This window comes from Dokdonella sp. (genome assembly GCF_044227025.1).
In the GTDB taxonomy this organism is placed as follows: domain Bacteria; phylum Pseudomonadota; class Gammaproteobacteria; order Xanthomonadales; family Rhodanobacteraceae; genus Dokdonella_A.
In genome coordinates this window covers 303,462-326,618 of record NZ_JBGAFX010000003.1, presented here as the reverse complement: position 1 = coordinate 326,618, position 23,157 = coordinate 303,462, and the positions used below count along the sequence as shown (strand labels likewise).

Here is a 23,157-nt window from a genome sequence, read left to right as displayed (position 1 = left end):
ATCGAATCCTCAGACAGTCTCTGGCTCACGGCGCAGCGTCCGGATTGGCACCGGCGGCACCCAGGTTCATCGCTGAATACACACTTTCTGCGACCCGCAGCACGGCACCACTGCCGCCCTGGCTACGCGAGGTGATCCGGTACAGGATCGGTGACCCGACGCCGGACTTTTCTGCATCGATCGCGTTGGTCTGCTGCCAGCCTCCGTCGCCACCGCCAGCGGCACTGTCACTGCCGAGTGCCTCGACAACCAGGACCGGCTCCGCATGCAACGAGGCGGTTTCCAGATCGCCAGTCTGGCCCGTGAGGGTGTGTGGATACGTTGGCGCGCCACCCGGGGGTGCGACCCAGGAGCGCGCCGTGCGGAACGACTGCACGGCCGGATCGAGGCCAGCCCTCGCCGTGGTGTCATCCACCTGCGGGACGTACGCACACGTCGACGTGGGGGCTCCGTCCGGCGGGCATTGCGTAAGCTGGTTGCCCCCAATGAAGTTGAGGTTGAGCAGGAACGCCTCGCCTCCGCGCAAGCCGCTCTCCGCGCCCATCAGGCCGAGTTGGCGGTTGCGCATGCCGCCGGTCATCTTTTCCTGCAGGATCGATGTGCCCGTCGCAGTCAACGCGAGCAAGGTGATCAGGATCAGGAATACCAGGGCAACGAAGAGCACGGCGCCTTGCTGGCGTCGCTGGTTGAACGAACGACGGGGACTATTCATGGCCGCACTCAGAAGTTGAAGTTGCGATTGGAAACGTGCGCGATGAACTCGCGCCTCAGCATGCTGCCCGCCTTCAATGCGGAAGGCAGCGCGCTTGCATCGGTGGTCGCGTGAACGCTGTTCATGAATCGGTACTCCCGACTCACGTTGTCGAGATTCATGATTTCGCCGACCGTGTTGACGAGCAGATGCGCCTCGATCGTGCGCACCGAGCGCCACAGGCAACCGGGTTCGAGGGCAGATACGCCTTCCGGCGGTTGGCTGCACGGCACCGCGCCGGCGTTGACCTGGTCGGCAGTGAGGAACACCGTCTGGCCCGCCGCGTTCTGCACACCGTACAGAAACCCAAGCTGGTCGACGCCCTGCACGAGCTCCTGATCCACTCCATTTTCACGGCGGATCAACACGGGAATCACGCGCCTCGCCGCGGTCGGACTGTTCGGTCGCGCATCCGGGTCAAGATCCTGGCGCAAGGCGAGATAGTAGGTGACGGTGACGAAATCCTTCGAGAAATTGAATACGCGCATGTCGCGCGTGCCGGCGTTGGTGCATACCGCCGAGGTTCCCGGCATGAGGGTCCCCAAGGTCAGCGTGCTTCCCGTGAAATTCGCGACCGGCAAGACCGCCGCGTTCGCGCAGTCGGTCACCAGCGCGAGTTGCGGGCCGGGGACGAAACTCACCGGATCATCACCGGGCCTCGACAGCACCTGCAGGGTGCCACCCGAAGTACAGCCGCCCGCGCCGGAAACGCTCCACCCGCTGCCGCGCTCGTAGCGGATGGTCAGTACGTCGCTGCCTTGCACACGATCACCCGGATTGGTGCCTGCTGCAGGCAGCCCGCTCGGCAGGCCGGCAGGCGTGCAGGTCGCGCCGGTGCACGAATAGCCTTGCACGAAATAGCGCGGACTCAGGATGTAGCTGCCTGTGCCCGCTGTGCTGGTCGGATAACCCGTCGCATCGATGCTTTGCAGGACCGACACAGGCGTATCGCCTGCCCCGGGACCGGGATCGGCCACGCCCAGCTGGTCTGTCAGCACGAGCGGCGCGCGTACCGGCACTACCGGCGTCACGCCCCTGGTGGCGGCACCCGCCATGTTGCTGCAGTACTGCGCAGCGGTCATGCGCAGGTCGGACTCCATCCGCGTCACGGCGAAACGCCCGTTCTCCTGCAGGCGCGCGAGGCCACCCTGCAGCCGGTTGGTGCGACTCGTGCTGCCGAACAGGCTCAGGATTCCGATGCTGAGCAGCATGCCGAGCGTCAGCGCGACCATGATCTCCAGCAGGGTGAAGCCAGCCTGACGTGGACGCAATGCGGCGGAGGTGAAGGTCGATCGATTCATCGGCGCGGCGCTCACGGCTGGAATACCCATGCGAAGGTCTGGGGCGGCGGCGCACTGGCGCCACTGTTGACTTCGAGATTCGCCTCCGCCCATTGGATGATGAACTCGCAGGTCCCGTCGTAGGTTCCTGCGCCGCTCGACGCCGGAACTACCGTTCCGGTGCAATTGATGTTGGCGGTCGGATTCGGCAGCGAGTCAATCAGCTGCTGGCTCCACACCGCGGTGTCGCGCGCGCGCATTCCGGCAGGATCGCAACTCGTGCATGTCGGCGCTCCGGCCGTCGAGGCATCGTAGTCGCCGTTGTAGTTGTTGATTTGGCCGATGTTCGCGCGCATGCGGTCTGCCATCGACTGGGCCAGGAACGAAGCCTGCGTGCGCAGGTAGGCGCTTTGATTGGTCTTGACCGATACGACCATGAGGCCTGCGAGGCCGAGCATGCCAAGGCTGAAGATCAGCAACGCAATCAGGACTTCGAGCAGGGTGAATCCGCGGGAGGAAACAATTCGCATGCGGGTCTCCATCAGCTGCAAGCGCCGGCAGGCGACGAGGTGGTGTCGCGATAGGTGGTTATGATTCCGGACGGCGCGACATGTACGCGGCGCGACTGGGTCGGATCAGCGTTCTGGCTCGGGCGGCATAGGCTGAAGTCATAGTTGGTGACGGTCGCAGGGACGAGGGCTCCGCTCCCTCCGAACACGATCTGGGTGTCGCTCGCACCGGTCCCCGCGCCCTTGGCCAGCAACGTGTACCTGTCTGGAAGCGGCCCGTCGAAGCGCGGGCACAGCGGCGTCACGCCATCCAGGTCCATGTAGGCCTTGCAGGCGGCCGAGGTCGCGCCCGGCGATACCGGAGGCGTCACCGTGCCCGCGGCGGTGGCCTTGCCCGCGACGATCTGCCAGCCTCGGCTCCAGTCGCCGCCGTTGGCGATCACGGCGACCTGACGACCGCGCTTGACCGCTTCGCTGCGCGCCGTGTTGAGCGCGCCAACGAGCTGGTTGGTGCTGTTGGTGACGTTCATGCGCTGGCTGAAATCGCGGTAGCTCGGGAATGCCATCGCGGCAAGGATCGCCACGATCGCCACGGCGATCATCAGCTCGAAAAGCGTGAACCCGGCCGCCGATCTACGACCCCGGAACGCGGCCCTGTTACTGGATTCGGACATTGCCTTCCCCGACAAACTCCTGGATAAGACTACCCTACGCACCGCGCCGGAGCCGGACAAGCGGGCGCGGTTGCAAGGTAGGAATTGCCGGACAAGCGGCTCCGCAGCGGGGAATCGCGGTCGGATCAGGCCACTACGCGCAAGCGCAGTTCCTTCGGCAGGGCGAACGTCACGTTTTCCGGTTCGCCGTCGAGCTCGCGCACGCCGGCAGCGCCGGCCTCGCGCAGGGCGGTGATGACCTCGCGCACCAGGCTCTCCGGGGCCGAGGCGCCGGCGGTGACGCCGATGCGGGTGCGACCTTCCAGCCAATGCGGCTGGATGTCGGCGGCGCCATCGATCAGATAGGCCGGCACGCCCTGTTTCTCGGCCAGTTCACGCAGACGGTTCGAATTGGAGCTGTTCGGCGAGCCGACGACGAGCACGAGATCACACTGCTGGCCGAGCTTGCGCACGGCGTCCTGGCGATTCTGCGTGGCATAGCAGATATCGTCGTGGCGCGGGCCCTGGATCGCCGGGAAGCGCCGCTGCAGGGCGTCGATCACCGCGCGCGTGTCGTCGATCGAGAGCGTGGTCTGGGTCGCGAACGCGATCTGCTCGGGATTGCGCGGCCGCAGGCTGGCGACGCACTCGGGCGTCTCGACCAGGTGGATCGCACCCGCATTGGCCGGGTCCCACTGCCCCATCGTGCCTTCCACTTCGGGATGGCCGGCATGGCCGATCAGCACCACGTCGCGCCCCGCCTTTCCGTGCCGCGCGACTTCCATGTGCACCTTGGTCACCAGCGGGCAGGTCGCGTCGAACACGCGCAGGCCGCGCTCGCCGGCTTCGCCGCGCACCGCCTGCGACACGCCATGCGCGCTGAAAATCACGGTTGAACCGTCCGGCACCTCGTGCAGTTCGTCGACGAACACCGCCCCTTTCGTGCGCAGCCGTTCGACGACGAAGCGGTTGTGCACGACCTCGTGGCGCACGTAGATCGGTGCGCCGAAGGTTTCGAGCGCGCGTTCGACGATCTCGATCGCGCGGTCGACGCCGGCGCAGAAACCACGGGGATTGGCGAGCAGGACGTCCATCGGAGAATTATAGATTCTTTGATTGAAAGGTGCGGCCACGGAGGGCCGCTGCGTTTCGTCAAGGACGACGGTCGAGTGGCGCAGCCACGGATGCCGGCTCCTTGATCCTCGCCGTCAGGGACTGCGGCTGGAAAAAACCAAACCGGACAGCACGAGCAGCACTGCACCGACCGAGATCGCCGAGTCGGCGACGTTGAACGCCGGAAACGCCCAGTCGTGCCAGTAAACCTGGATGAAGTCGGTGACGTGGCCGAAGCGCAGGCGATCAATCAGGTTTCCGAGTGCGCCGCCGATGATCAGCGACAGCGGCAACGCATTGCGCCAGTCGCCGCGCGGCGTGCGCGACAGCCAGAACGCAAGCATCGCGCTGACCCCGACCGCGAGCGCGGTGAACAGCCAGCGCTGCCAGCCGTCTTCGCCGGCGAGAAAACTGAACGCGGCGCCGGGGTTGAACGCGAGCGTCCAGTTCAAGAGACCAGCAATCACCGCGTGCGGCTGGTAGGGTTGCAGCTCGATCAGGGCGATGTGCTTGGTGATCTGATCGAGGGCAATGACCAGCAGCGACAACAAAAGCCACAACAACGCGTTCGGCTTGACCGACATCAGAACCACCGCCTCGTCTCGCCCTCGCCATCGACGTTCTCGATGCAGCGGCCGCAGATCTCCGGATGCTCGGCATGCGTGCCGACGTCGGGCCGGTAGTGCCAGCAGCGGATGCATTTCTGCGCCTCGCTCGGCTTCGCGGCGACCCACACCGTCGCATCGTCGATCTCGACGCCGATGACATCGGTGCGCTCCTTTGGATCGGGCAGCGCGGCGAGGTCGGCAAGGTCGAGCTTCGAGGTGATGAAGAAGAAGCGCAGTTCGTCCCCGACCTTGGCATGGCGCGCGCGCGTCGCGTCGTCGGCGTGCACGACAACTTCCGCCTGCAGCGAAGCGCCGATCGAACCGGCATTGCGCATGCTTTCGAGCAGGCGCGAGGACGCCGCGCGGATCGCGAGCAGGTCGGCCCAGAATCGCCGCTGCTCCGGCGTGCCCTGGGTCGCCGCGAGGCCGTCGTACCAGGTTTCGAACAGCACCGATTCGCTGCGCTTGCCCGGAATCAGCGGCCAGATCTCCTCGGCGGTGAACGACAGGATCGGCGCGATCCAGCGCACCATCGCCTCGACGATGTGCAGCATCGCGGTCTGTGCACTGCGCCGCCCGCGGCTGTCGGTCGGCATCGTGTAGAGCCGATCCTTGGTGATGTCGAGGTAAAGCGAACCGAGCTCGTTGGTGCAGAAATTCTGCACGCGCGCGACGACTTCGGGGAAATCGTGGCGTGCGTAGGCCGCGACGACGGCCTGCTGCACGTCGTATGCCTGCTGCACCGCCCACTGGTCGAGCATCAGGCACTGCTCCAGCGGCAGCACATGCTGCGCCGGATCGAAGCCATCGAGATTGCCGAGCAGGAAGCGCGCGGTGTTGCGGATGCGCCGGTACGAATCGGCAACCCGCTTGAGGATCTCGTCGGACACCGCGATCTCGTTGCGGTAGTCGGTCGACGCGACCCACAGGCGCAGCACGTCGGCGCCGAGCGTGTCGACGACCTTCTGCGGCGCGACGACGTTGCCGAGCGACTTCGACATCTTGCGACCCTGCGCGTCGACCGTGAAGCCGTGCGTAAGAACCGCGTCATACGGCGCGCGGCCGTGCATCGCGGTCGCGGTCAGCAGCGAGGAATGGAACCAGCCGCGATGCTGGTCCGAGCCTTCCAGGTACATGACCTGGTCGAGGGGCTTGCGCGCGAGTTCGGCACGCTGGTCGAGCACGCAGAAATGCGAGGTGCCGGAATCGAACCAGACGTCGAGGATGTCGGTAACCTTGTCGTAGTTCGCCGCTTCCGCTCCGAGCAGCTCGGACGCATCCAGCGCGTACCACGCATCGACGCCCTCCTTCTCCACGCGTCGCGCGACCTGTTCCATGAGCTCGACGCTGCGCGGATGCGGCTGCTGGGTCGCCTTGTCGACGAACAGCGCGATCGGCACGCCCCAGGTGCGCTGGCGCGAGATGCACCAATCCGGGCGTCCGGCGATCATGCCGGCGATGCGCTCCTCGCCCCACGCCGGGTACCAGTCGACGTCGTCGCGGATCGATTTCAGTGCGGCCGCACGCAAACCCTGCGTCTCCATGCCGATGAACCACTGCGGCGTGGTGCGGAATGCGACCGGCGTCTTGTGGCGCCAGCAGTGAGGGTAGCTGTGCGTGAGCTTCGCTTCGGCGAGCAGCATGCCGCGCTCGCGCAGCAGTGCGAGGATCGACTCGTTCGCCTTCCAGATGAACTGGCCCTCGACGATCGGCGTACCGGCGACATAAACGCCGTTGCCGCCGACGGGATTGAGTTCCGCGGCGGAATACTTCTCGACGAGGCCGTACTTCTGACCGACCGCGAAGTCCTCGACGCCGTGGCCGGGCGCCGTGTGCACGGCGCCGGTGCCGTCCTCGGCGGACACGTGGTCGCCGAGGAGGATCGGAATCTCACGATCGTAGAACGGATGACGCACGACGACGCCTTCCAGTGCAACTCCGCGCGCACGTCCCAGGATCTTCTTGTCGGCAACGCCATAGCGGGCAAGAGCCGCTGCCGCGAGCGCGTCCGCGACGACGAGCAGCACGCGCCTGCCATCGCGCGCAGGGCCTTCGACCAGTGCGTACTCGAGTTCGGGCCCGAGCGCCACCGCGACGCTCGCGGGCAGCGTCCACGGCGTCGTCGTCCAGATCGGCACCGCGACGATGTCGTCGTCGCCGGTCGTCGCGCCGAACTTCGCCGCGAGCGCCTTCGGATCGAACGCGTCGTAGGCGACGTCGATCGCCGGCGACACCTTGTCGGCGTATTCGATCTCCGCTTCCGCCAGCGCGGAGCCGCAGTCGAAACACCAGTGCACCGGCTTGAAGCCGCGCACGACGTGGCCGTTTGCATGGATCTTCGCCAACGCGCGGATGATGTCCGCCTCGTAGCGGAAATCCATCGTCAGATAGGGGTTGCTCCAATCGCCGAGCACGCCGAGGCGCTTGAAGTCGGCACGTTGCAGGTCGATCTGCTTCGCCGCGTATTCGCGGCACTTCGCGCGGAACGTCGCCGCGTCGACCTTCTGGCCGACCTTGCCGATCTCCTTCTCGACCGCGACCTCGATCGGCAGGCCATGGCAATCCCACCCCGGGACGTACGGCGAACGCAGCCCGGCGAGCAGCTTCGACTTGACGACGATGTCCTTCAGCACCTTGTTGACTGCGTGGCCGATGTGGATGACCCCGTTCGCATACGGCGGACCATCGTGCAGGATGAAAGCGCGCTCGCGCGCGGCGCTTCGGCGCTGGATCTCGCCGTAACGGTCCGCGCGCTCCCACTCGGCCAGCATCGCCGGCTCGCGTTTGGCCAGATCCGCCTTCATCGCGAAGTCGGTCTTCGGCAGGTTGATCGTGTCCTTGTAGTCTCTGCTCATGCGGCAACCGTGTGGGTTATGGCGCTCGCGCCAGGGCCTTGCTTCACCTCGACGCGTGCCACGCCGAGGATGCCGCGCGCATCCTCCGCGTCGCGGTCGATCTGCTTCACCATGGCGTCGAGATCGTCGAATTTCATCTCGTCGCGCAACTTTTGCACGAACTCGACCTCGATGCGGCGACCGTACAGGTCGCCGTCGAAATCGAACAGGTGCGCTTCCAGCAGGGGCTCGCCGTCGCCATCGATGGTCGGCCGCACGCCGAGGCTGGCGACGCCCGCGCGCGGTGACGCTTCGACGCCGTGCACCTGTACCGCGAAGATGCCGGCGACCGGCGCGGTACGCCGGCCGAGGCGGATATTTGCGGTCGGATAACCCAGTTTGCGGCCAAGCTGGCGTCCGCGCACCACGTGCCCGCCAATCGCGAAGCGCCGACCAAGCAGGCGCGCCGCGGCATCGAATTCGCCGGCAGCGAGGTGGCGCCGGATCGCACTGCTGCTGACGCGCGCGCCATCGATCGCGACGTCGTCCATCACTTCGACCGTGAAGCCGCGTCGCTCACCGTGCGCCCGCAGCAGCGCGACGTCGCCATGGCGTGCGTGACCGAAACGGAAGTCGGCACCGACCCAGACCTCGCGCGCATCCGCGCGCGCGATCAGCACGTCCTCGATGAAGGCCTCGGCGGACATCGCCGCGAGCCCGTCGTTGAAGCGCAGCAACAGCAGGGACATCCCGCTGGAGCCGATCTGCGCGATCTTCTCGCGCACGCTGGCGACGCGCGGCACGCGAACGCCGCGGGCGAAGAATTCGCGCGGGATCGGTTCGAAGCTGATCGCGAGCGGCGTCAGTGCCTGCGCCGTCGCGCGCTCGCGCACGTGTGCGAGCAACGCACGATGGCCGAGATGCAGCCCATCGAACGCGCCGACGCACAAAACGCTGCCGCCCGGAGCCAGGTTCGGCCCCGCGGCATCACGGAAAAGCAGGTTCATCGGATGAGTATAGCCGCTGCGCCGCAGCAGGCGCGCCGTACGGCGGAATGCGCGTCGCCGGATGCGCGCGTCAAGGCGGACCTGCAGCGGGGCACGCGCTTGCGCGCGCACCGCCCTAGACAGCGCGCAGGTCGCGCAGGCGGAAGCCACATGCGAACAGCGTGGCGAGGAACACGCCGCCGCCGGACGCAATCAGCACGCCCAGGCGCAGCACGCGCGACATGGGGGTCCAGTCGCCCCACTCCGGCCATTGCCACAGGCCGACAGCGAGCACGGCGACCATCGCCGCGCAGGCCGCGCCGAGGCGCAGGAGGTGCCGGGTCCAGCCCGGCTGGCTCACGTACACGCCGTCGCGGCGCAGTGCGAGCCAGAGCTGGCCGAGATTGAGGTAACTGGCGAGGGCGCTCGCCAGCGCGAGGCCCATATGCAGGCCCGGGACCTTGGCGATGGCGGCCAACCATCCGTCGGCGAGGTCCTCGGGCCTGTGCCAGAGATGGAACAGCAAGCCGACGAACAGCAGGTTCATCAGCATGTTGGCGATCATCGCGACGATGCCGGCGCGCACCGGCGTCCTGGTGTCCTGGCGCGCATAGAACGCTGGCGCGACGACCTTGACCAGCGCGAACGCAGGCAGGCCGAACGAAAGAGCCGACAGGGACAATGCGGCCATGTCGACGTCATGTGCGGTGAAACGACCGTGCTGCAGCAGGGTCGCAAGCATCGGCTTGGCCAGCAGCACCAGCGCGAGCATGGCCGGAACCGAGATCAGCAACGCGGTCCGCAGGCCCCAGTCGAGCGCCTTCGCGAAGCCGTCGCGATCGGTCGTCACGTGATGGCGCGACAACGACGGCAGGATCACGGTACCGAGCGCGACGCCGAAGATGCCGAGCGGAAATTCGAGCAGGCGATCGCTCTGCGTCAGCCATGTCTGCGAACCGGTGATCAGGAACGAGGCGATGAGGGTGTCGAGCAGCAGGTTGATCTGCGCGACGGACGAGCCGAACAGCGTCGGCACCATCAGTTTCAGGATCCGGCGCACATCCGGGTGGCGCCAGCCCCAGCGCGGCAACGCAAGCAGGTCGAGTTTCGCGAGCGACGGCAACTGCACCAGCAGTTGCAGGATGCCGGCGACGAAAATCGCCCAGCCGAGCGCCATGATGGGCACGTCGAACGCCTTCGACCACCACAGCGCGGCGACGATCATGCACAGGTTCATGATGACCGGCGTCAACGCCGGCAACATGAATTTGTGGAAGCTGTTCAGTACCGCGCCGGCGAGCGCGGTCAGCGACACGCACAACAGGAACGGGAACATCACGCGCAGCAGGTCGGTGGTCAGCGCGAACTTCGCCGGCTCGTCGATCGCGCCGGGCGCGAAGCCGGCCGCGAGCCAGTGCGCGCCGAGCATCCCGAGCGCAGTCACCACGAACAACACGCCGCCGAGCGTGCCGGCGGTGCGCGCGACGAGTTGCTTCAAGTCCTCGTGGCGGCGCGTCTCCTTGACCTCGGTGAACACCGGCACGAACGCGACCGAGAACGAGCCCTCGGCGAACAGGCGGCGCAGGAAGTTCGGGATGCGGAACGCAACCCAGAAAGCGTCGGTCGCCGCACTCGCACCGAACGCGTAGGCGATCGCCTGTTCTCGGACCAGACCCAGGATGCGCGAGACGAAGGTCCCGCCACTGAAGCTCAGCATCGAGCGAAGCAGGCTGGGACGGGTCATGGCGAGGGCTGAGGGCGGAGGGCCGAAGGCCGGGCTGGCTCGCTGAGGGTCCGTTCGGCCTCAGCGCAGGCCTGGAAGGCCGTAGTCGAAGGGCCTGCAAGGCCTGCTCGGGCGCTGCGCCGCTCGTTACCGCTCGCTGCGCTCGACGCGCACGGATGGGAAAACCCGCTCGCCCGGCGTGGACGGGAAACTTCGGTGCATGTGTCGAACTTCAGCGGTACGTCGCGGCGCAGTCGATTGACGTGGAAAAAGCGCCCCGGCATAATCCGCAGTCTTTTTCCAATCCCGAATACCGGAGCAGTCCCTTGGCCAACATCAAGTCCGCGAAGAAGCGTGCGCGCCAGTCCGAGCAGCACCGCCAGCGCAACGCCAGCGCGCGTTCGATGGTTCGCACGGCGATCAAGAATGTCGTGAAGGCGATCGAAGCCAAGGACAAGGCGAAGGCCGAAGCCGCGTACAAGATCGCCGAGCCGGTGATGGATCGTTACGCCACGCGTGGCCTGATCCACAAGAACAAGGCCGCCCGTCACAAGAGCCGCCTGACCGCGCACATCAAGGCGCTGTGAATTCGCGCGATCGACCCTGATCGCGGGGCGCTTCCCGAAAAAGCCGGCCTTACGGGCCGGCTTTTTTGTTTCCCGTTGCTGCCCGGACGACACGCGGTAGTGCCCCGTGAACAAGCCGCTGGATTCCCGCTTTCGCGGGCATGACGCCGGGATCTGCACTGCTCCGGCGCCGACGCTCACGCGCCCTGCTCCGCCGCCTCGGCGGCGTATTTCTGCTCGTCGAAGAAGCGCTGGATGTCCAGGCACATCGGCCACGTGCCCTCGCGCGCGATCGCCGACACCACGTACCACGGTTGCTTCCACTTGAGCTTCCTGACGATCGCCTTGGCGACCTTCTCGCGTTCTTCGGGCGCGAGCAGGTCGGCCTTGTTGAACACCAGCCAGCGCGGCCGCTTCAGCAGCTTCGGGTCGAACCCCTTGAGCTCGGTCTCGATCGCGCGGATTTCGGCGACCGGATCGGTGATGCCGTCGAGCGGCGCGATGTCCACGACATGCAGCAACAGGCGCGTGCGCGCGACATGCTTGAGGAACTGGATGCCGAGTCCGGCGCCTTCGGCGGCGCCTTCGATCAAGCCGGGGATATCGGCGATCACGAAGCTGCGGTCGGTTTCGATACGCACGACGCCGAGATGCGGTTGCAACGTCGTGAACGGATAGTCGGCCACCTTCGGCGTCGCCGCCGACACCGCGCGGATCAGGGTCGACTTGCCCGCATTCGGGAAGCCGAGCAGGCCTACGTCCGCAAGGACCTTCAGTTCGAGCTTGATCTCGCGCTCGTCGCCGGGGCTGCCGGGCGTGGTCTTGCGCGGCGACCGGTTGACCGAACTCTTGAAGTGGATGTTGCCGAGGCCGCCGTGGCCGCCCTGGGCGACCAGCAGGCGCTGGCCATGCGTGGTCATGTCACCGATCTCTTCGTCGGTCGCGGTGTTGATCACGACCGTACCGACCGGAACGCGGATGAAGGTGTCCTCGCCGCCCTTGCCAGCCATCTGCCGGCCCATGCCGTTCTCGCCGCGCTGCGCGCGATAGACGCGCTGATGGCGGAAGTCGATCAGGGTGTTGATGCCTTCGTCGGCGACCAGCCAGACGCTGCCGCCGCTGCCGCCGTCCCCGCCATCCGGACCACCGAACGGGATGAATTTCTCGCGCCGGAAACTGACGCAGCCGCTGCCACCGTTGCCGGCATAGACGTGGATGGTGGCTTCGTCGACGAATTTCATTGCGGGGGCCGGGATTGGGGATTCGGGATGGGGGATTCGGAAAAACCTGACGAGCGCCTCATCAGCGCGAACCGGCAGCATGATGCCCTCGAAAGGCCGTCATGGGGCGGGAATCTGATTTCGCCATTGCGAATCCCGAATCCCCAATCCCGGTCCACAAACGAAAAGCCCCGCACGAGGCGGGGCCTTCGCAGAACCGATCGCGTTGGCGATCAGCCCGGGATGACGTTGACCGTTTTGCGCGCTTCGGCGCCCTTGACCTTGAACTCGACCGTGCCATCGACCAGGGCGAACAGCGTGTGGTCGCGGCCGAGGCCGACGCCCGCGCCCGGATGGAAGCGCGTGCCGCGCTGGCGGACGATGATGTTGCCGGCTTCGACCGCCTGGCCACCATAGATCTTCACGCCGAGGTACTTCGGGTTCGAGTCGCGACCGTTGCGGGTTGAGCCGCCTGCCTTTTTATGTGCCATTGCCGTGCTCCCTTACTTCTTGCCCGCGCCGGTGATGCCGACGATTTCGATTTCGGTGTAATGCTGACGGTGACCCGTCTCCTTGCGGAAGTGCTTGCGGCGACGGAATTTCACGATGCGGATCTTCTCGCCGCGACCGTGCGACACCACCTTCGCGGTGACCAGCGCTCCGGCGACCAGCGGGGCGCCGACGGTGACCCCGTCGCCCTCGCCGACCAGCAGGACCTGGTCCAGCTTGACCTCGGCGCCGATGTCGGCGACGAGCTTTTCGACGCGCAAGGTCTCACCCTGCGCCACGCGGTACTGGCGACCGCCGGTAACGATGACTGCGTACATGATGGCTATGCCTCTGTAGTTATTCTGAAATCAGCCTGCGCACCCGGCCTGGACCGGGAGCGAGCCGCGCAGTCTAATCGACCCTGAAGTTGATCGCAAGTCGTTGTTATCGCACGCGCCGGGCGACTTCGACCTTCGTTCCACCGGCGATAGCTTCCCCCCGAAGCCAGCCCGCCCGCACCTGTCCGCAATCGCGACCCTGGAGCCAACCGTCGCGAAAGGCGAGACGGCGGTTGTTATAGTCGCCCTCTTCCCCCATCTCCCCCGCCGCATGGACACGATACGCATCCGCGGTGCGCGCACGCACAATCTCAAGAACATCGACCTCAATCTGCCGCGCGACAGGCTGATCGTGATCACCGGCCTATCCGGCTCGGGCAAGTCGTCGCTCGCGTTCGACACGATCTACGCCGAAGGCCAGCGCCGCTATGTCGAGTCGCTGTCGGCCTACGCGCGCCAGTTCCTGTCGGTGATGGAAAAACCCGACGTCGACCACATCGAGGGCCTTTCGCCGGCGATCGCGATCGAGCAGAAGGCGACTTCGCACAACCCGCGCTCGACCGTCGGCACGATCACCGAGGTGTACGACTACCTGCGCCTGCTGTTCGCGCGCGTCGGCACGCCGCGCTGTCCCGACCACGGTATCCCGCTTGAAGCGCAGACCGTCAGCCAGATGGTCGACGCGACGCTCGCGATGCCTGCCGAAAAGCGCTACATGCTGATTGCGCCGATCGTGCGGGAACGCAAGGGCGAGCACGTGCAGGTCTTCGAGCAGTTGCGCGCGCAGGGCTTCGTCCGCGCACGCGTCGACGGCACGGTGTACGAACTCGACGCGGTACCAGCGCTCTCGCTGCGCCAGAAGCACACGATCGAAGTCGTGATCGACAGGTTCCGGCCGAAGGCGGACATCAAGCAGCGGCTGGCCGAATCGTTCGAGACCGCATTGCGCCTCGGCGACGGCATTGCGGTGGTCGTCAACATCGACGACACCGCCGCAGCGGAAGTCACCTGCTCCTCGCGTTTCTCGTGCCCGGTATGCGACTACTCGCTGCCGGAGCTCGAACCGCGCCTGTTCTCGTTCAATTCGCCGGTCGGCGCCTGCCCGGGCTGCGACGGCCTCGGCGTCACCCAGTTCTTCGATCCCGCGCGCGTCGTCGTCAATCCTCAGCTCAGCCTCGCCGCGGGTGCGGTGCGCGGATGGGATCGCCGCAACCAGTACTACTTCCAGCTGATCCTGTCGCTCGCCAGGCACTACCAGTTCGACGTCGACACGCCGTGGCACGACCTGCCGGAAGCGACACGACAGCATGTGCTGTTCGGTTCCGGCGGCGTGCCGATCAATTTTCGCTACGTGACTGGCGCGAGTGGCGCGGTCACGCGCAAGCACGCGTTCGAAGGCATCGTGCCCAACCTGGAACGCCGCTACAAGGAGACCGAATCACCGGCCGTGCGCGAGGAACTCGCGAAGTTCATCAGCGAGCGCGCCTGTCCCGATTGCCAGGGCCAGCGCCTCAATCGAAGCGCGCGCAACGTATTCGTCGGTGATTCCAACCTGCCGTCACTGACCGCGCTGCCGATCGAGCAGTCGCTCGCGTTCTTCAAGGTGCTCACGCTCGCCGGCTGGCGCGGCGAGATCGCGGCGAAGATCGTCAAGGAGATCCGCGAACGCCTGCACTTCCTCGTCGACGTCGGGCTCGACTACCTGACGCTCGATCGCCAGGCCGACTCGCTTTCAGGTGGCGAAGCGCAGCGCATCCGCCTCGCCTCGCAGATCGGCGCCGGGCTGGTCGGCGTGATGTACGTGCTCGACGAACCCTCGATCGGCCTGCACCAGCGCGACAACGAACGCCTGCTCGGCACGCTCAGGCGCCTGCGCGACCTCGGCAACACCGTGATCGTGGTCGAGCACGACGAGGATGCGATCCGCCTCGCCGACTACATCGTCGACATCGGTCCGGGCGCGGGCGTGCACGGCGGCGAGATCGTCGCGCAGGGTGACATCGACGCGATCCTGAAGTCCAAGCGCTCGCTGACCGGCCAGTACCTGTCCGGCGAGCGCGGCATCGAAGTCCCGAAGCAGCGACGCAGGGCCGATCCGGAGAAGACGCTGCGGCTGCTCGGCGCGAGCGGCAACAACCTGAAGAACGTCGACCTCGAGATCCCGGCCGGCCTGTTCACCTGCATCACCGGGGTCTCCGGCTCGGGCAAGTCGACGCTCATCAACGACACGCTGCACAAGTATACCGCGGCCGAACTCAACGGCGCGAACGAGAAGCCGGCGCCGTTCCGCGAAGTCCAGGGCATCGAACTGTTCGACAAGGTCGTGGACATCGACCAGTCGCCGATCGGGCGCACGCCGCGCAGCAATCCGGCGACCTACACCGGCCTGTTCACCCCGCTGCGCGAACTGTTCGCGCAGGTGCCGGAGTCGCGTTCGCGCGGCTACGGCCCGGGCCGCTTCAGCTTCAACGTCAAGGGAGGGCGCTGCGAAGCGTGCGAGGGCGACGGCCTGATCAAGGTCGAGATGCACTTCCTGCCCGACGTGTACGTGCCGTGCGACGTCTGCCACGGCAAACGCTACAACCGCGAGACGCTCGAGATCACCTACAAGGGCCACACGATCGCCGACGTGCTGGAAATGACGGTCGAGGATGCGTTCAAGCTGTTCGAACCGGTGCCGGTGCTCGCGCGCAAGCTCGAGACGCTGATGCATGTCGGCCTCACCTACATCAAGCTCGGCCAGAGCGCGACGACCTTGTCCGGCGGCGAGGCGCAGCGCGTGAAGCTGTCGCGCGAACTCAGCAAGCGTGACACCGGCCGCACGCTGTACATCCTCGACGAGCCGACCACCGGCCTTCATTTCCACGACATCGAACAATTGTTGAAGGTGCTGCAACGCCTCGCCGACGACGGCAACACGGTCGTCGTTATCGAACACAACCTCGACGTGATCAAGACCGCCGATTGGGTCGTCGACCTCGGACCCGAAGGGGGCGGACGCGGCGGCACGATCGTCGCGACCGGCACGCCGGAACAGATCGCGCAATCGCCGACCTCGTACACCGGCCGCTTCCTCGCGCGCACGCTCGGCGTCGCCACCCCACCACGCAAGCGCAGTCGCAAGGAAGCCGCATGACGGGCGCACGCAGGACGAAGACCACGAAAACAACCGCCGTCGCGCCGGTCGAACCCGCCGCTGCCGACCTGCGGCCGCTCGCGCGCGTAGCGATGACGGTGCGTTGGGCAGATCTCGACGCGTTCAATCACGTAAACAACGCGACCTTCCTGGTCTACGCGCAGGAAGCCCGCCTCGCCTGGCTTGCCGGCGTGAACGGCCCGTGGTTCGACGAGTCGATGATGCCGGTCGTCGCGGCGGCGCAGGTGAATTTCCGGCGCCAGCTCGCGTGGCCGGGCCGTATCGTGACCGAACTCGCGACGAAGCGCATCGGCACCTCATCGGTCACGATCGCGCACCGCATCGTCGCGGAAGACGACAGCCATTGCGTCTATGCCGACGGTGAAGTCGTGATGGTCTGGATCGATCCAGCCAGCGGGCGTTCGGTAGCTTTGCCGTCAGCGATCCGCGCGGCGTGTCAGTCCGATGCGTCGGACGGGAGCACGTCGAAGTAGGTCTGCAAGCGCGTTCCGTCGGCGAGCAGGAACACCACTTCGATCTTGTCGCCGGGCACGATGTCGTGGCGCGGCTGCATGAGCATCAGGTGCCTGCCGCCCGGCTCCATGCGCACTTCGTCGCCCGCCGGAACCGCGAGGCGATGGACTTCGCGCATCTTCGCCATGTCATTGGCAACGATCGTCTCGTGTACCGACGTCATGCGGAACGCATCGCTTTGCACGGTCAGCACGGTGATCGGCGCATCTCCGGTGTTCTTCAAGGTCGCATAGCCGGCCATCATGGTCGCACCCGGCGGCGCCTGGCGGATCCATGCATCGAATACCCCGAGCTTGCCTTCCGCATGCGCGACGCTCGCACCGAACAACAAAGCCAACGTGAGCGGAACAGCGCTTGAACGGTGCATGGCATCCTCCGGCATGATCGTTATCATAGGCCACATCGACCCTGCGCGACTGGAGTTCGACGATGCGCGACTATCCGTTCGGTAAATTGCTGGTGATTGCCATGACCATCGTTGCAACGACGATCGCTTCCGCCGATCCCGCCATCACGATCTACCGCAGCGACGGCGACGGCTTGTTCGAGGCCGGCAACCAGCCGATCGCAGACGGTCATGCGATCGTGCATGAACAACGCGCACTCTCGCTCACGGGTGGTCGCCAGACCGTCGTCATCGACGGCCTGCCGACGATGCTCGATACCGAAGCCGTCGCGATCGATTTCGGCGGCGCCGCGCGCGTGCTGGGGCAGCGCGTGGTGTCCGCCGGCGATGGCGGACTGCTCGCCGCGCATCGCGGCGAATCCGTGCAGGTGTTCGGCACGGACGGCAAGCCGCTCGCCGATGGCATGCTGATCGCGATCGACGGCAGCGGCGTCGGCATCCGTGGCGCGAACGGCCGCGTCAGCTACGTGCGCGACTATGCTCGGGTCGAATTCGCCGAGGGTTCGGGCCTGCCGGGCAGTACCTTGCAGGTCGCAGTCGATGGCAAGGCCGGCGCCGCGGCAGCGACCTTGACCTACCCGACGTCGGGTCTTGGCTGGCGCGCCGCGTATTCGGCGCTGCTGCTCGGCAACGACGGTTGCCGCATGCGCCTCGACGCACTCGCCACCATCGCCAATCGCAGCGGGCGCGACTACGCCGGCGCGAAGCTCAAACTCATCGCGGGCTCGCCGAACTTCGCCAAGTACGATCGCGGTCCGCGCGTGATGATGATGAAGGCCCAGGCCGCTCCAGCGCCCGCGCCGGAGGGCATCCCGGAGCAATCCTCGCTCGGCGACTACCGCAGCTACGCCATCGACGGCAACCTCGACCTGCCGGACGCGAGCGTGACCCAGGTACCGCTGTATGCGGGCAGCGAGCTCGCCTGCGAACGACGCTGGCTGTACGAAAGCGGCAATGCCTGGTTTCCGGCCAAGCCGATGCTCGAACGGGACGCGTGGCAGAACGGCGGCGGTCCGGTGCAGAGCCAGCTCCTGTTCGTGGCCGCCGAAAACCTCCCGGCCGGCAACCTGCGCGTGCTCACGCGCGACAAGGACGGACGCAGCGAGTTGCTCGGCGAAAACCGCATCGCCGATGTCTCCAAGGGTCGCGACGTGCAGGTCCAGCTCGGCACCGCATTCGACCTCGCCGCAAAACGCGAACGCACCGCGTTCGAGATCGACCGCGGCGCTCGACGGATGGATGAGGGTTTCCGCATCACGCTGACGAACAACGGCGAGTACGCGCGTACCATCACCGTACGCGAACACCCCAATCGCTGGCGTGGATGGACCCTGGCGTCATCGAGCCAGAAGCCCGACCAGCAGACGCCGGACCTGCTCGAATTCCGCGTCGCCGTGCCGGCCAACGCCAAGGCCGTGCTCGACTACACGGTGCGCTACAACTGGACCGCCGCGGAAGAATGATCCAGCGCGAAGCGATCGCTGCGCGCACTCCGACCACTACCAGGCCGCCCGATACCATGCTCGACATCATCCAGCACGATTCGATCCACGAACTGCGCCTTGCCCGCAAACCGGTCAACGCACTCGATCCGGCGCTCGTGCGCACGCTGCGCAGCGCGGTCGAGGCGGCGCCGAACCAGGACGCCCGCGCCCTTGTGCTGTCGGGTGCGCCGGGCCTGTTCTCGGCCGGACTCGACGTTCCGACTCTGCTGCAACTCGATCGCGATGCGTTCCGCGTGTTCTGGAATGACTTCTTCGGCCTGTGCGCGGCGCTTGCGCGTTCGCCGATCCCGATTGTTGCCGCGATCACCGGCCATGCGCCGGCTGGCGGTGCGGTGCTGTCGATCATGTGCGACTACCGCATCATGGCGCGCGGCACCTATCGCATCGGGCTCAACGAAGTCCAGGTCGGCCTGTCGGTGCCGGAATGCATCCAGGCTGCACTGCGCCGACTCGTCGGCACCTACCGCGCGGAACGCATGATGGTCGCGGGCGCGATGCTCGACTCGGAACAAGCCGATGCGATCGGCCTGGTCGACGAACTCGCCGATGTCGATGCGGTGGTGCCGCGCGCGGTCGCCTGGCTTTCCGAGCTGCTGAAGTTCCCGCCGCGCGCCATGGGCGAGACGCGCCGACTCGCGCGCGCAGACCTCGCCGCCGTGTTCGCCGACCCGCGCGCGCTGCCCGTGGAAGACTTCCTCGACGGCTGGTTCGCTCCTGAAGCACAGCAGGTTCTGAGCGCGCTCGTCGCTCGATTGAAGGCCAAGGGCTGAAGCGAGACAAGGTCTTTCAACACAGAGCACACGAAGTAGGACAAAAGCGCTTTCTTTTGTCCTTCGTGGGCCCTGTGTTCCTTCGTGTTCCAGTCCCTGGCTTCGAACGGATTCACGGACCCGTAGCAACGGAGCGCGAGGGATCGGCGATCCAGCCGCTCCAGGACGGCGCAAACACGCGTGAGCCGGTGAGGCCCGCGTGTTCCATCGCGAGCAGATTGTGGCAGGCGGTGACACCCGAGCCGCACATGTGCACGACCTCGCGTGGGTGGCGCCCGCCGAGCACGCGCTCGAATTCGCTGCGCAGTTCTTCGCGCGGCTTGAAGCATCCGCTTGCATCGAGATTGTCCGCGAAGGGTCGATTGCGCGCGTTCGGCACATGCCCAGCGACGGGATCGATCGGCTCGACCTCGCCCCGATAGCGTGGTGCCCCGCGCGCATCGATCAGCAGCACGTCGCCGGACGCGCGACGGCGTTCGAGCTCGTCGAACCAGACGACCTGGGCGCGATCGAGGGTCAGCTGCACCGGCGTCTGCGCCAGGGTCGTCGCACCCGATTCGACCTTCCGCCCGGCCGCTCGCCAGGCGGCCCAGCCACCATCGAGCACCGCCGCATTGCGGATGCCGGCAAGACGCAGCAACCACCACAGGCGCGCCGCGGCGAGCGCACCCTGGGCATCGTCGTAGGCAACCACGTCGAGGCCGGCGCGCCAGCCAATGCGCGCGAGCGCTTCCGAGAACACCAGGTCGTGCGGCAGCGGATGCCGCCCGAGGCCGCGCTTGGACAGGTCCGACAGGTCGCGGTCGAGATGCATGTACGCGGCGGACGGGATGTGCCCCGCCAGGTATTCGCGCTCGCCCTTGCCGGTATCGGCGAGATCGAAGCGGCAGTCGACCACCAGCACGTCACCGCGCCGTTGCCGTTCGGCCAGGTCGTTGGCACCGATGAGGTTCGGCAGAGTCATCGCAGCGCCTCCAGACGATCGATCAGGTTCTTCAGCATTGCAGCCGTCGCGCCCCAGATGCGCCGTCCCTCCCATTCGAAGGCATGGATCGTTCGCGCACGACCCTGCCAGAGGATCTGCTCGTGATGCAGGTTGGCCTCGTGCAGCAGGAAATCGAACGGTACCTCGAACACCTCGTCGACTTCCCCGGCGTCCATGTGCAGCGAATAGGCGCCACGCACGAACGCCGCGACCGGCATCACGCGGTAACCGGACACGGTGTCGAACGCATCCAGATAACCGAACGGTTCGATATCGGCCGAGCCGATGCCGGTTTCTTCCTCGGTTTCGCGCAACGCCGCGGCGATCGCATCAGTGTCGCTCGCGTCGATGCCGCCGCCCGGAAAACTGATCTGTCCCGCGTGGTGGCGCAGGTGGCCGGCGCGCACGGTGAACAGTACCGACAGCTCCTCGTCACGACGCACGAACGGCACCAGCACCGCCGCGGGTCGCATCGGCACCGAAGCGTCCAGCACGTCGGCAAGGTCGGCCGCGTTCCAGCCCGCTCCATACGGCGGATCGGACAGGCTGCGCACGGCGCGACGCAGGCGGTCCACAGCGGCGCTCATCGGCGCAATGCCTCGCGTCGCGGGAGGACCTCGTCCATCAGGCGACGGCGTTCCGTCTCCCCCATTGCCACCCAGCACGCGATCTCGTCACCGCTGCGCAAACAGCCTTCGCACCAGCCGTCGCTGCCGAGGTGGCAGATGCCGATGCAGGGACTGAGGATGGGATGCGGCTGATTCATGTCGGCTCTTTGAAACGCAAACGCCGCGACGGAGCGCGGCGTTGCGTGGACGAATGCATCGCGGCTAAGCCGCTCCTGCAACCCGTGTCACCGTACATCCATGTACTGCACGGGATACGGTCATGCGGACCTTACTTCACGTCGATGATCTTGACTTCCCAGATGAAGACTTGGTTGCCCGACGCCGCTTCCGGCGGCAGGTAGACCATCCAGTGGTCGCCCACCTTCATCTTCTGGATCACGTCCGGCAGCAGCTTGGTGCCGAAGATGTTGGGCATGTCCGAAACCTTCGCCTTCACCGGCTCGCCGACGAACGAGCTGCGGATCTCGCGGCCATTGGTCAGCGACACGCGCACATGGAAGGTGACTTCGCTGGCCGGCGTGATCGTCTTGCCGGTGCCGTCCTCGATCGACTTGTACTGCACTTCGTTCGGCAGCACGACGACGCCCTTCTTGCTGCGGTTGCCGGACATGAACGCGTCGGCTTCGCGCTTGTTGTCGGCCAGCATCTTGTCGGCCTCGGCCTTCATCTTCTGGTCGAGCTTGGCGAGCGCGTCGCGCATCGCCGCTTCCGGCACCGCCGGCGTCTTCTTGGTGAACGCGTCCTGCACCGCACGGGTGACCGTGTTGATGTCGACGTCGACCTTGCGGTCGGCGAGGCCGGAACCGATCTGGTAACCGATCGCGTAGGAGATCTTGCCCTTGTCGGACGTGGTGTCCTGCGCGGACGCGGACCCTGCAACGAACAGCGCCGCGAGGGCGAGTGACCAACCGAACTTCATGCCTGTATCTCCGGGGTGGATGGCGGATCGTGGGGGTGCCGCAAAGAGGCACCGCGCCGGGAAAAGCGCGCTAGTGTACCCGAGGCCTGTCGCGGTCCAAAGTGGACGGTTCCGAACGCGGCGGGCGCGCAAAGTTCAACGCCGCGCCATGATCCGGCCCCCACCTGAACCGCGGCTGCCCGGCCTCGCGCGGGCCGGGCACCGGATGCCTGCCGCGGCCTCAGTGGCCTTCGGCGTACTTCTTCTCGCCAGCGGTCACGCGCAGGTCGAGGCGATTTTCCGGGGGCGCCAGCGGGCACGTCGCGTACGGCGTGAACGCACACGGCGGGTTGTAGGCCTTGTTGAAATCGATCAGGAGCTTGCCGTCCTTGGGCAGGTCGGCGTAGAGGAACCGTGCCGCGCCGTAGGTTTCCTTGCCGCTGGTGCGATCGGCGAAGATGAACCACAGTTCCTTCGCGTCCGGTGTTTCCAGCACCGGCAGCAAGCTGTAGCTCTTGCCGTCGCGGGTGAACGTCACCTTGCCGGGCACCGTCATCTTGTCGACCGTGCCGAGCACGGTCGGGATCTCGAGCATGTGTGCGGGCTTGAATTCCTCGAACTTCGCCTCGACGCGCCAGGCCGGGTCGATCGCGAACGAATCGATGCCCTTGAACTGCTTGCGCGTCTTCGCCTCGCTGTCCTTCACGCGCAACGCCTTCTTGCCGTTGCGGTCGATCAGATAGAAGCTGGCCGTGCCGAACGTGACCGTGGTCGGCTTCTCGTGCGAATCATCCAGCAGCTCGGCCGAGGCAAGCGCCTTGCCATCAACCGTCGCAGCCGATTTCGGATCGATCTCGATCGTTGCCTTGCCGTCCTTCAGCGTGATCGAGCCGAGGCGCGCCGGACCCGCCGCGAGCACCACGTCGTTGCCCTTGGCGCTGCCGACGCTGTTCTTCCCTTCCTTGAGCCAATGCAGACCGATCAGGCTGAGCCAGCCATTCGGCGCCTTCAGGCGCTCCAGGCGTTGCGCGCGCCATGCCTCGACCTGCTTCACGGGGTCGGCGCCTGGCGTACTGGTGTCGACATGGGCGGACATCAACTGGACTCCGGCGAAACTGGCCGCGGCGAGCGCGGCGGTCTTCAGCATCAGCATGTGGCGTTACCTCGGGGGCAGGTTGCGGCGGAAGATCCGCGCGGGAACGCAAGAGGAAGCGAACGACGAAG

At 66.3% G+C, this 23,157-nt stretch carries 23 protein-coding genes; 5 read left to right on the top strand and 18 right to left on the bottom strand.

Going from position 1 to position 23,157, the window contains the following annotated elements; genetic code table 11:
* Positions 1-25: 25 nt before the first annotated feature.
* The 9 genes from ACILRJ_RS09220 to murJ all read right to left on the bottom strand — a co-directional run bounded on the left by ACILRJ_RS09220 (position 26) and on the right by murJ (position 10,478).
* On the bottom strand, positions 26-712 hold the full coding sequence (locus tag ACILRJ_RS09220) for a PilX N-terminal domain-containing pilus assembly protein (protein ID WP_395682631.1): 687 nt from the start codon (positions 710-712) through the stop codon (positions 26-28).
* Positions 713-720: 8 nt separating this feature from the next.
* Positions 721-2,052, bottom strand: coding sequence for a prepilin-type N-terminal cleavage/methylation domain-containing protein (locus ACILRJ_RS09215; RefSeq protein WP_395682629.1), 1,332 nt, complete (start codon positions 2,050-2,052; stop codon positions 721-723).
* Positions 2,053-2,063: 11 nt separating this feature from the next.
* Positions 2,064-2,561 (bottom strand): type IV pilus modification protein PilV, encoded by a 498-nt coding sequence (gene pilV, locus ACILRJ_RS09210; RefSeq protein ID WP_395682627.1) that lies wholly within the window; start codon positions 2,559-2,561, stop codon positions 2,064-2,066.
* An 11-nt stretch (positions 2,562-2,572) separates the two neighbouring features.
* A complete protein-coding gene (locus ACILRJ_RS09205; protein WP_395682625.1) occupies positions 2,573-3,214 on the bottom strand; it encodes a GspH/FimT family pseudopilin in 642 nt (213 codons plus the stop codon).
* A gap of 125 nt (positions 3,215-3,339) precedes the next feature.
* A complete protein-coding gene (gene ispH, locus ACILRJ_RS09200; protein WP_395682623.1) occupies positions 3,340-4,287 on the bottom strand; it encodes a 4-hydroxy-3-methylbut-2-enyl diphosphate reductase in 948 nt (315 codons plus the stop codon).
* Positions 4,288-4,401: 114 nt separating this feature from the next.
* Positions 4,402-4,890 carry a signal peptidase II gene (lspA, locus tag ACILRJ_RS09195; RefSeq protein WP_395682621.1) on the bottom strand — a complete coding sequence of 163 codons (489 nt, stop codon included), beginning with the start codon at positions 4,888-4,890 and terminating at the stop codon, positions 4,402-4,404.
* The gene (gene ileS, locus ACILRJ_RS09190; protein WP_395682619.1) at positions 4,890-7,769 is read right to left on the bottom strand and encodes an isoleucine--tRNA ligase; all 2,880 of its coding nucleotides are present in this window, start codon (positions 7,767-7,769) and stop codon (positions 4,890-4,892) included. Before ileS ends, lspA begins: the two co-directional genes overlap by 1 nt.
* The gene (locus tag ACILRJ_RS09185) at positions 7,766-8,755 is read right to left on the bottom strand and encodes a bifunctional riboflavin kinase/FAD synthetase (RefSeq protein WP_395682617.1); all 990 of its coding nucleotides are present in this window, start codon (positions 8,753-8,755) and stop codon (positions 7,766-7,768) included. Before ACILRJ_RS09185 ends, ileS begins: the two co-directional genes overlap by 4 nt.
* A 115-nt stretch (positions 8,756-8,870) precedes the next feature.
* Complete coding sequence (gene murJ / locus ACILRJ_RS09180) at positions 8,871-10,478, bottom strand: murein biosynthesis integral membrane protein MurJ (RefSeq protein WP_395682615.1); 1,608 nt, start codon at positions 10,476-10,478, stop codon at positions 8,871-8,873.
* 305 nt (positions 10,479-10,783) lie between these two features.
* On the opposite strand from murJ, the gene rpsT reads away from it, so the two are divergent.
* Positions 10,784-11,044 carry a 30S ribosomal protein S20 gene (gene rpsT / locus ACILRJ_RS09175; protein ID WP_395682613.1) on the top strand — a complete coding sequence of 87 codons (261 nt, stop codon included), beginning with the start codon at positions 10,784-10,786 and terminating at the stop codon, positions 11,042-11,044.
* 176 nt (positions 11,045-11,220) lie between these two features.
* Here the strand turns inward: rpsT and cgtA are convergent, their stop codons facing one another.
* The 3 genes from cgtA to rplU all read right to left on the bottom strand — a co-directional run bounded on the left by cgtA (position 11,221) and on the right by rplU (position 13,070).
* Positions 11,221-12,264 (bottom strand): Obg family GTPase CgtA, encoded by a 1,044-nt coding sequence (cgtA, locus tag ACILRJ_RS09170; protein ID WP_395682611.1) that lies wholly within the window; start codon positions 12,262-12,264, stop codon positions 11,221-11,223.
* A gap of 212 nt (positions 12,265-12,476) precedes the next feature.
* A complete protein-coding gene (rpmA, locus tag ACILRJ_RS09165; protein WP_395682609.1) occupies positions 12,477-12,734 on the bottom strand; it encodes a 50S ribosomal protein L27 in 258 nt (85 codons plus the stop codon).
* A 12-nt stretch (positions 12,735-12,746) separates the two neighbouring features.
* Complete coding sequence (rplU, locus tag ACILRJ_RS09160; protein WP_395682607.1) at positions 12,747-13,070, bottom strand: 50S ribosomal protein L21; 324 nt, start codon at positions 13,068-13,070, stop codon at positions 12,747-12,749.
* A gap of 271 nt (positions 13,071-13,341) precedes the next feature.
* Here rplU and uvrA point away from each other — a divergent pair, with 271 nt between their 5' ends.
* Positions 13,342-16,206 carry an excinuclease ABC subunit UvrA gene (gene uvrA, locus ACILRJ_RS09155; RefSeq protein ID WP_395682606.1) on the top strand — a complete coding sequence of 955 codons (2,865 nt, stop codon included), beginning with the start codon at positions 13,342-13,344 and terminating at the stop codon, positions 16,204-16,206.
* Positions 16,203-16,700, top strand: a complete 498-nt coding sequence (locus ACILRJ_RS09150; protein WP_395682604.1) for an acyl-CoA thioesterase — start codon at positions 16,203-16,205, stop codon at positions 16,698-16,700. Before uvrA ends, ACILRJ_RS09150 begins: the two co-directional genes overlap by 4 nt.
* Here the strand turns inward: ACILRJ_RS09150 and ACILRJ_RS09145 are convergent.
* Positions 16,664-17,107 carry a copper chaperone PCu(A)C gene (locus ACILRJ_RS09145; RefSeq protein ID WP_395682602.1) on the bottom strand — a complete coding sequence of 148 codons (444 nt, stop codon included), beginning with the start codon at positions 17,105-17,107 and terminating at the stop codon, positions 16,664-16,666. The two genes, ACILRJ_RS09150 and ACILRJ_RS09145, sit on opposite strands and share 37 nt — an antisense overlap.
* 101 nt (positions 17,108-17,208) lie before the next feature.
* On the opposite strand from ACILRJ_RS09145, the gene ACILRJ_RS09140 reads away from it, so the two are divergent.
* Together ACILRJ_RS09140 and ACILRJ_RS09135 are read left to right on the top strand one after the other, a co-directional pair.
* Entirely contained in the window at positions 17,209-18,609 is a 1,401-nt protein-coding gene (locus ACILRJ_RS09140; protein ID WP_395682600.1) for a DUF4139 domain-containing protein, read from the top strand.
* 56 nt (positions 18,610-18,665) lie between these two features.
* Positions 18,666-19,421, top strand: a complete 756-nt coding sequence (locus ACILRJ_RS09135) for an enoyl-CoA hydratase/isomerase family protein (protein ID WP_395682598.1) — start codon at positions 18,666-18,668, stop codon at positions 19,419-19,421.
* 112 nt (positions 19,422-19,533) lie between these two features.
* Here the strand turns inward: ACILRJ_RS09135 and ACILRJ_RS09130 are convergent, their stop codons facing one another.
* The 5 genes from ACILRJ_RS09130 to ACILRJ_RS09110 form a co-directional block, all read right to left on the bottom strand.
* A complete protein-coding gene (locus ACILRJ_RS09130; RefSeq protein ID WP_395682596.1) occupies positions 19,534-20,385 on the bottom strand; it encodes a sulfurtransferase in 852 nt (283 codons plus the stop codon).
* On the bottom strand, positions 20,382-20,993 hold the full coding sequence (locus ACILRJ_RS09125; protein ID WP_395682594.1) for a CoA pyrophosphatase: 612 nt from the start codon (positions 20,991-20,993) through the stop codon (positions 20,382-20,384). Before ACILRJ_RS09125 ends, ACILRJ_RS09130 begins: the two co-directional genes overlap by 4 nt.
* Positions 20,990-21,172, bottom strand: coding sequence for a DUF1289 domain-containing protein (locus ACILRJ_RS09120; RefSeq protein ID WP_395682592.1), 183 nt, complete (start codon positions 21,170-21,172; stop codon positions 20,990-20,992). The genes ACILRJ_RS09125 and ACILRJ_RS09120 overlap by 4 nt, the downstream gene beginning before the upstream one ends.
* A 131-nt stretch (positions 21,173-21,303) precedes the next feature.
* Positions 21,304-21,954 (bottom strand): FKBP-type peptidyl-prolyl cis-trans isomerase N-terminal domain-containing protein, encoded by a 651-nt coding sequence (locus ACILRJ_RS09115; RefSeq protein WP_395682590.1) that lies wholly within the window; start codon positions 21,952-21,954, stop codon positions 21,304-21,306.
* A 220-nt stretch (positions 21,955-22,174) separates the two neighbouring features.
* Complete coding sequence (locus tag ACILRJ_RS09110) at positions 22,175-23,080, bottom strand: DUF1684 domain-containing protein (protein ID WP_395683074.1); 906 nt, start codon at positions 23,078-23,080, stop codon at positions 22,175-22,177.
* Positions 23,081-23,157 lie beyond the last annotated feature (77 nt).

Bases quoted from the DNA above. Each gene is read 5' to 3' on its own strand.
- ACILRJ_RS09110 (WP_395683074.1), bottom strand. From the start codon at position 23,080: ATGCTGAAGACCGCCGCGCTCGCCGCGGCCAGTTTCGCCGGAGTCCAG.
- ACILRJ_RS09125 (WP_395682594.1), bottom strand. From the start codon at position 20,993: ATGAGCGCCGCTGTGGACCGCCTGCGTCGCGCCGTGCGCAGCCTGTCC.
- ileS (WP_395682619.1), bottom strand. From the start codon at position 7,769: ATGAGCAGAGACTACAAGGACACGATCAACCTGCCGAAGACCGACTTC.
- lspA (WP_395682621.1), bottom strand. From the start codon at position 4,890: ATGTCGGTCAAGCCGAACGCGTTGTTGTGGCTTTTGTTGTCGCTGCTG.
- ACILRJ_RS09115 (WP_395682590.1), bottom strand. From the start codon at position 21,954: ATGAAGTTCGGTTGGTCACTCGCCCTCGCGGCGCTGTTCGTTGCAGGG.
- ACILRJ_RS09140 (WP_395682600.1), top strand. From the start codon at position 17,209: ATGACCATCGTTGCAACGACGATCGCTTCCGCCGATCCCGCCATCACG.
- ACILRJ_RS09150 (WP_395682604.1), top strand. From the start codon at position 16,203: ATGACGGGCGCACGCAGGACGAAGACCACGAAAACAACCGCCGTCGCG.
- murJ (WP_395682615.1), bottom strand. From the start codon at position 10,478: ATGACCCGTCCCAGCCTGCTTCGCTCGATGCTGAGCTTCAGTGGCGGG.
- pilV (WP_395682627.1), bottom strand. From the start codon at position 2,561: ATGCGAATTGTTTCCTCCCGCGGATTCACCCTGCTCGAAGTCCTGATT.
- uvrA (WP_395682606.1), top strand. From the start codon at position 13,342: ATGGACACGATACGCATCCGCGGTGCGCGCACGCACAATCTCAAGAAC.
- ACILRJ_RS09215 (WP_395682629.1), bottom strand. From the start codon at position 2,052: ATGAATCGATCGACCTTCACCTCCGCCGCATTGCGTCCACGTCAGGCT.
- rplU (WP_395682607.1), bottom strand. From the start codon at position 13,070: ATGTACGCAGTCATCGTTACCGGCGGTCGCCAGTACCGCGTGGCGCAG.
- ACILRJ_RS09120 (WP_395682592.1), bottom strand. From the start codon at position 21,172: ATGAATCAGCCGCATCCCATCCTCAGTCCCTGCATCGGCATCTGCCAC.
- ACILRJ_RS09220 (WP_395682631.1), bottom strand. From the start codon at position 712: ATGAATAGTCCCCGTCGTTCGTTCAACCAGCGACGCCAGCAAGGCGCC.
- ACILRJ_RS09145 (WP_395682602.1), bottom strand. From the start codon at position 17,107: ATGCACCGTTCAAGCGCTGTTCCGCTCACGTTGGCTTTGTTGTTCGGT.
- ACILRJ_RS09185 (WP_395682617.1), bottom strand. From the start codon at position 8,755: ATGAACCTGCTTTTCCGTGATGCCGCGGGGCCGAACCTGGCTCCGGGC.
- ACILRJ_RS09130 (WP_395682596.1), bottom strand. From the start codon at position 20,385: ATGACTCTGCCGAACCTCATCGGTGCCAACGACCTGGCCGAACGGCAA.
- ACILRJ_RS09205 (WP_395682625.1), bottom strand. From the start codon at position 3,214: ATGTCCGAATCCAGTAACAGGGCCGCGTTCCGGGGTCGTAGATCGGCG.
- cgtA (WP_395682611.1), bottom strand. From the start codon at position 12,264: ATGAAATTCGTCGACGAAGCCACCATCCACGTCTATGCCGGCAACGGT.
- rpmA (WP_395682609.1), bottom strand. From the start codon at position 12,734: ATGGCACATAAAAAGGCAGGCGGCTCAACCCGCAACGGTCGCGACTCG.
- ispH (WP_395682623.1), bottom strand. From the start codon at position 4,287: ATGGACGTCCTGCTCGCCAATCCCCGTGGTTTCTGCGCCGGCGTCGAC.
- ACILRJ_RS09135 (WP_395682598.1), top strand. From the start codon at position 18,666: ATGCTCGACATCATCCAGCACGATTCGATCCACGAACTGCGCCTTGCC.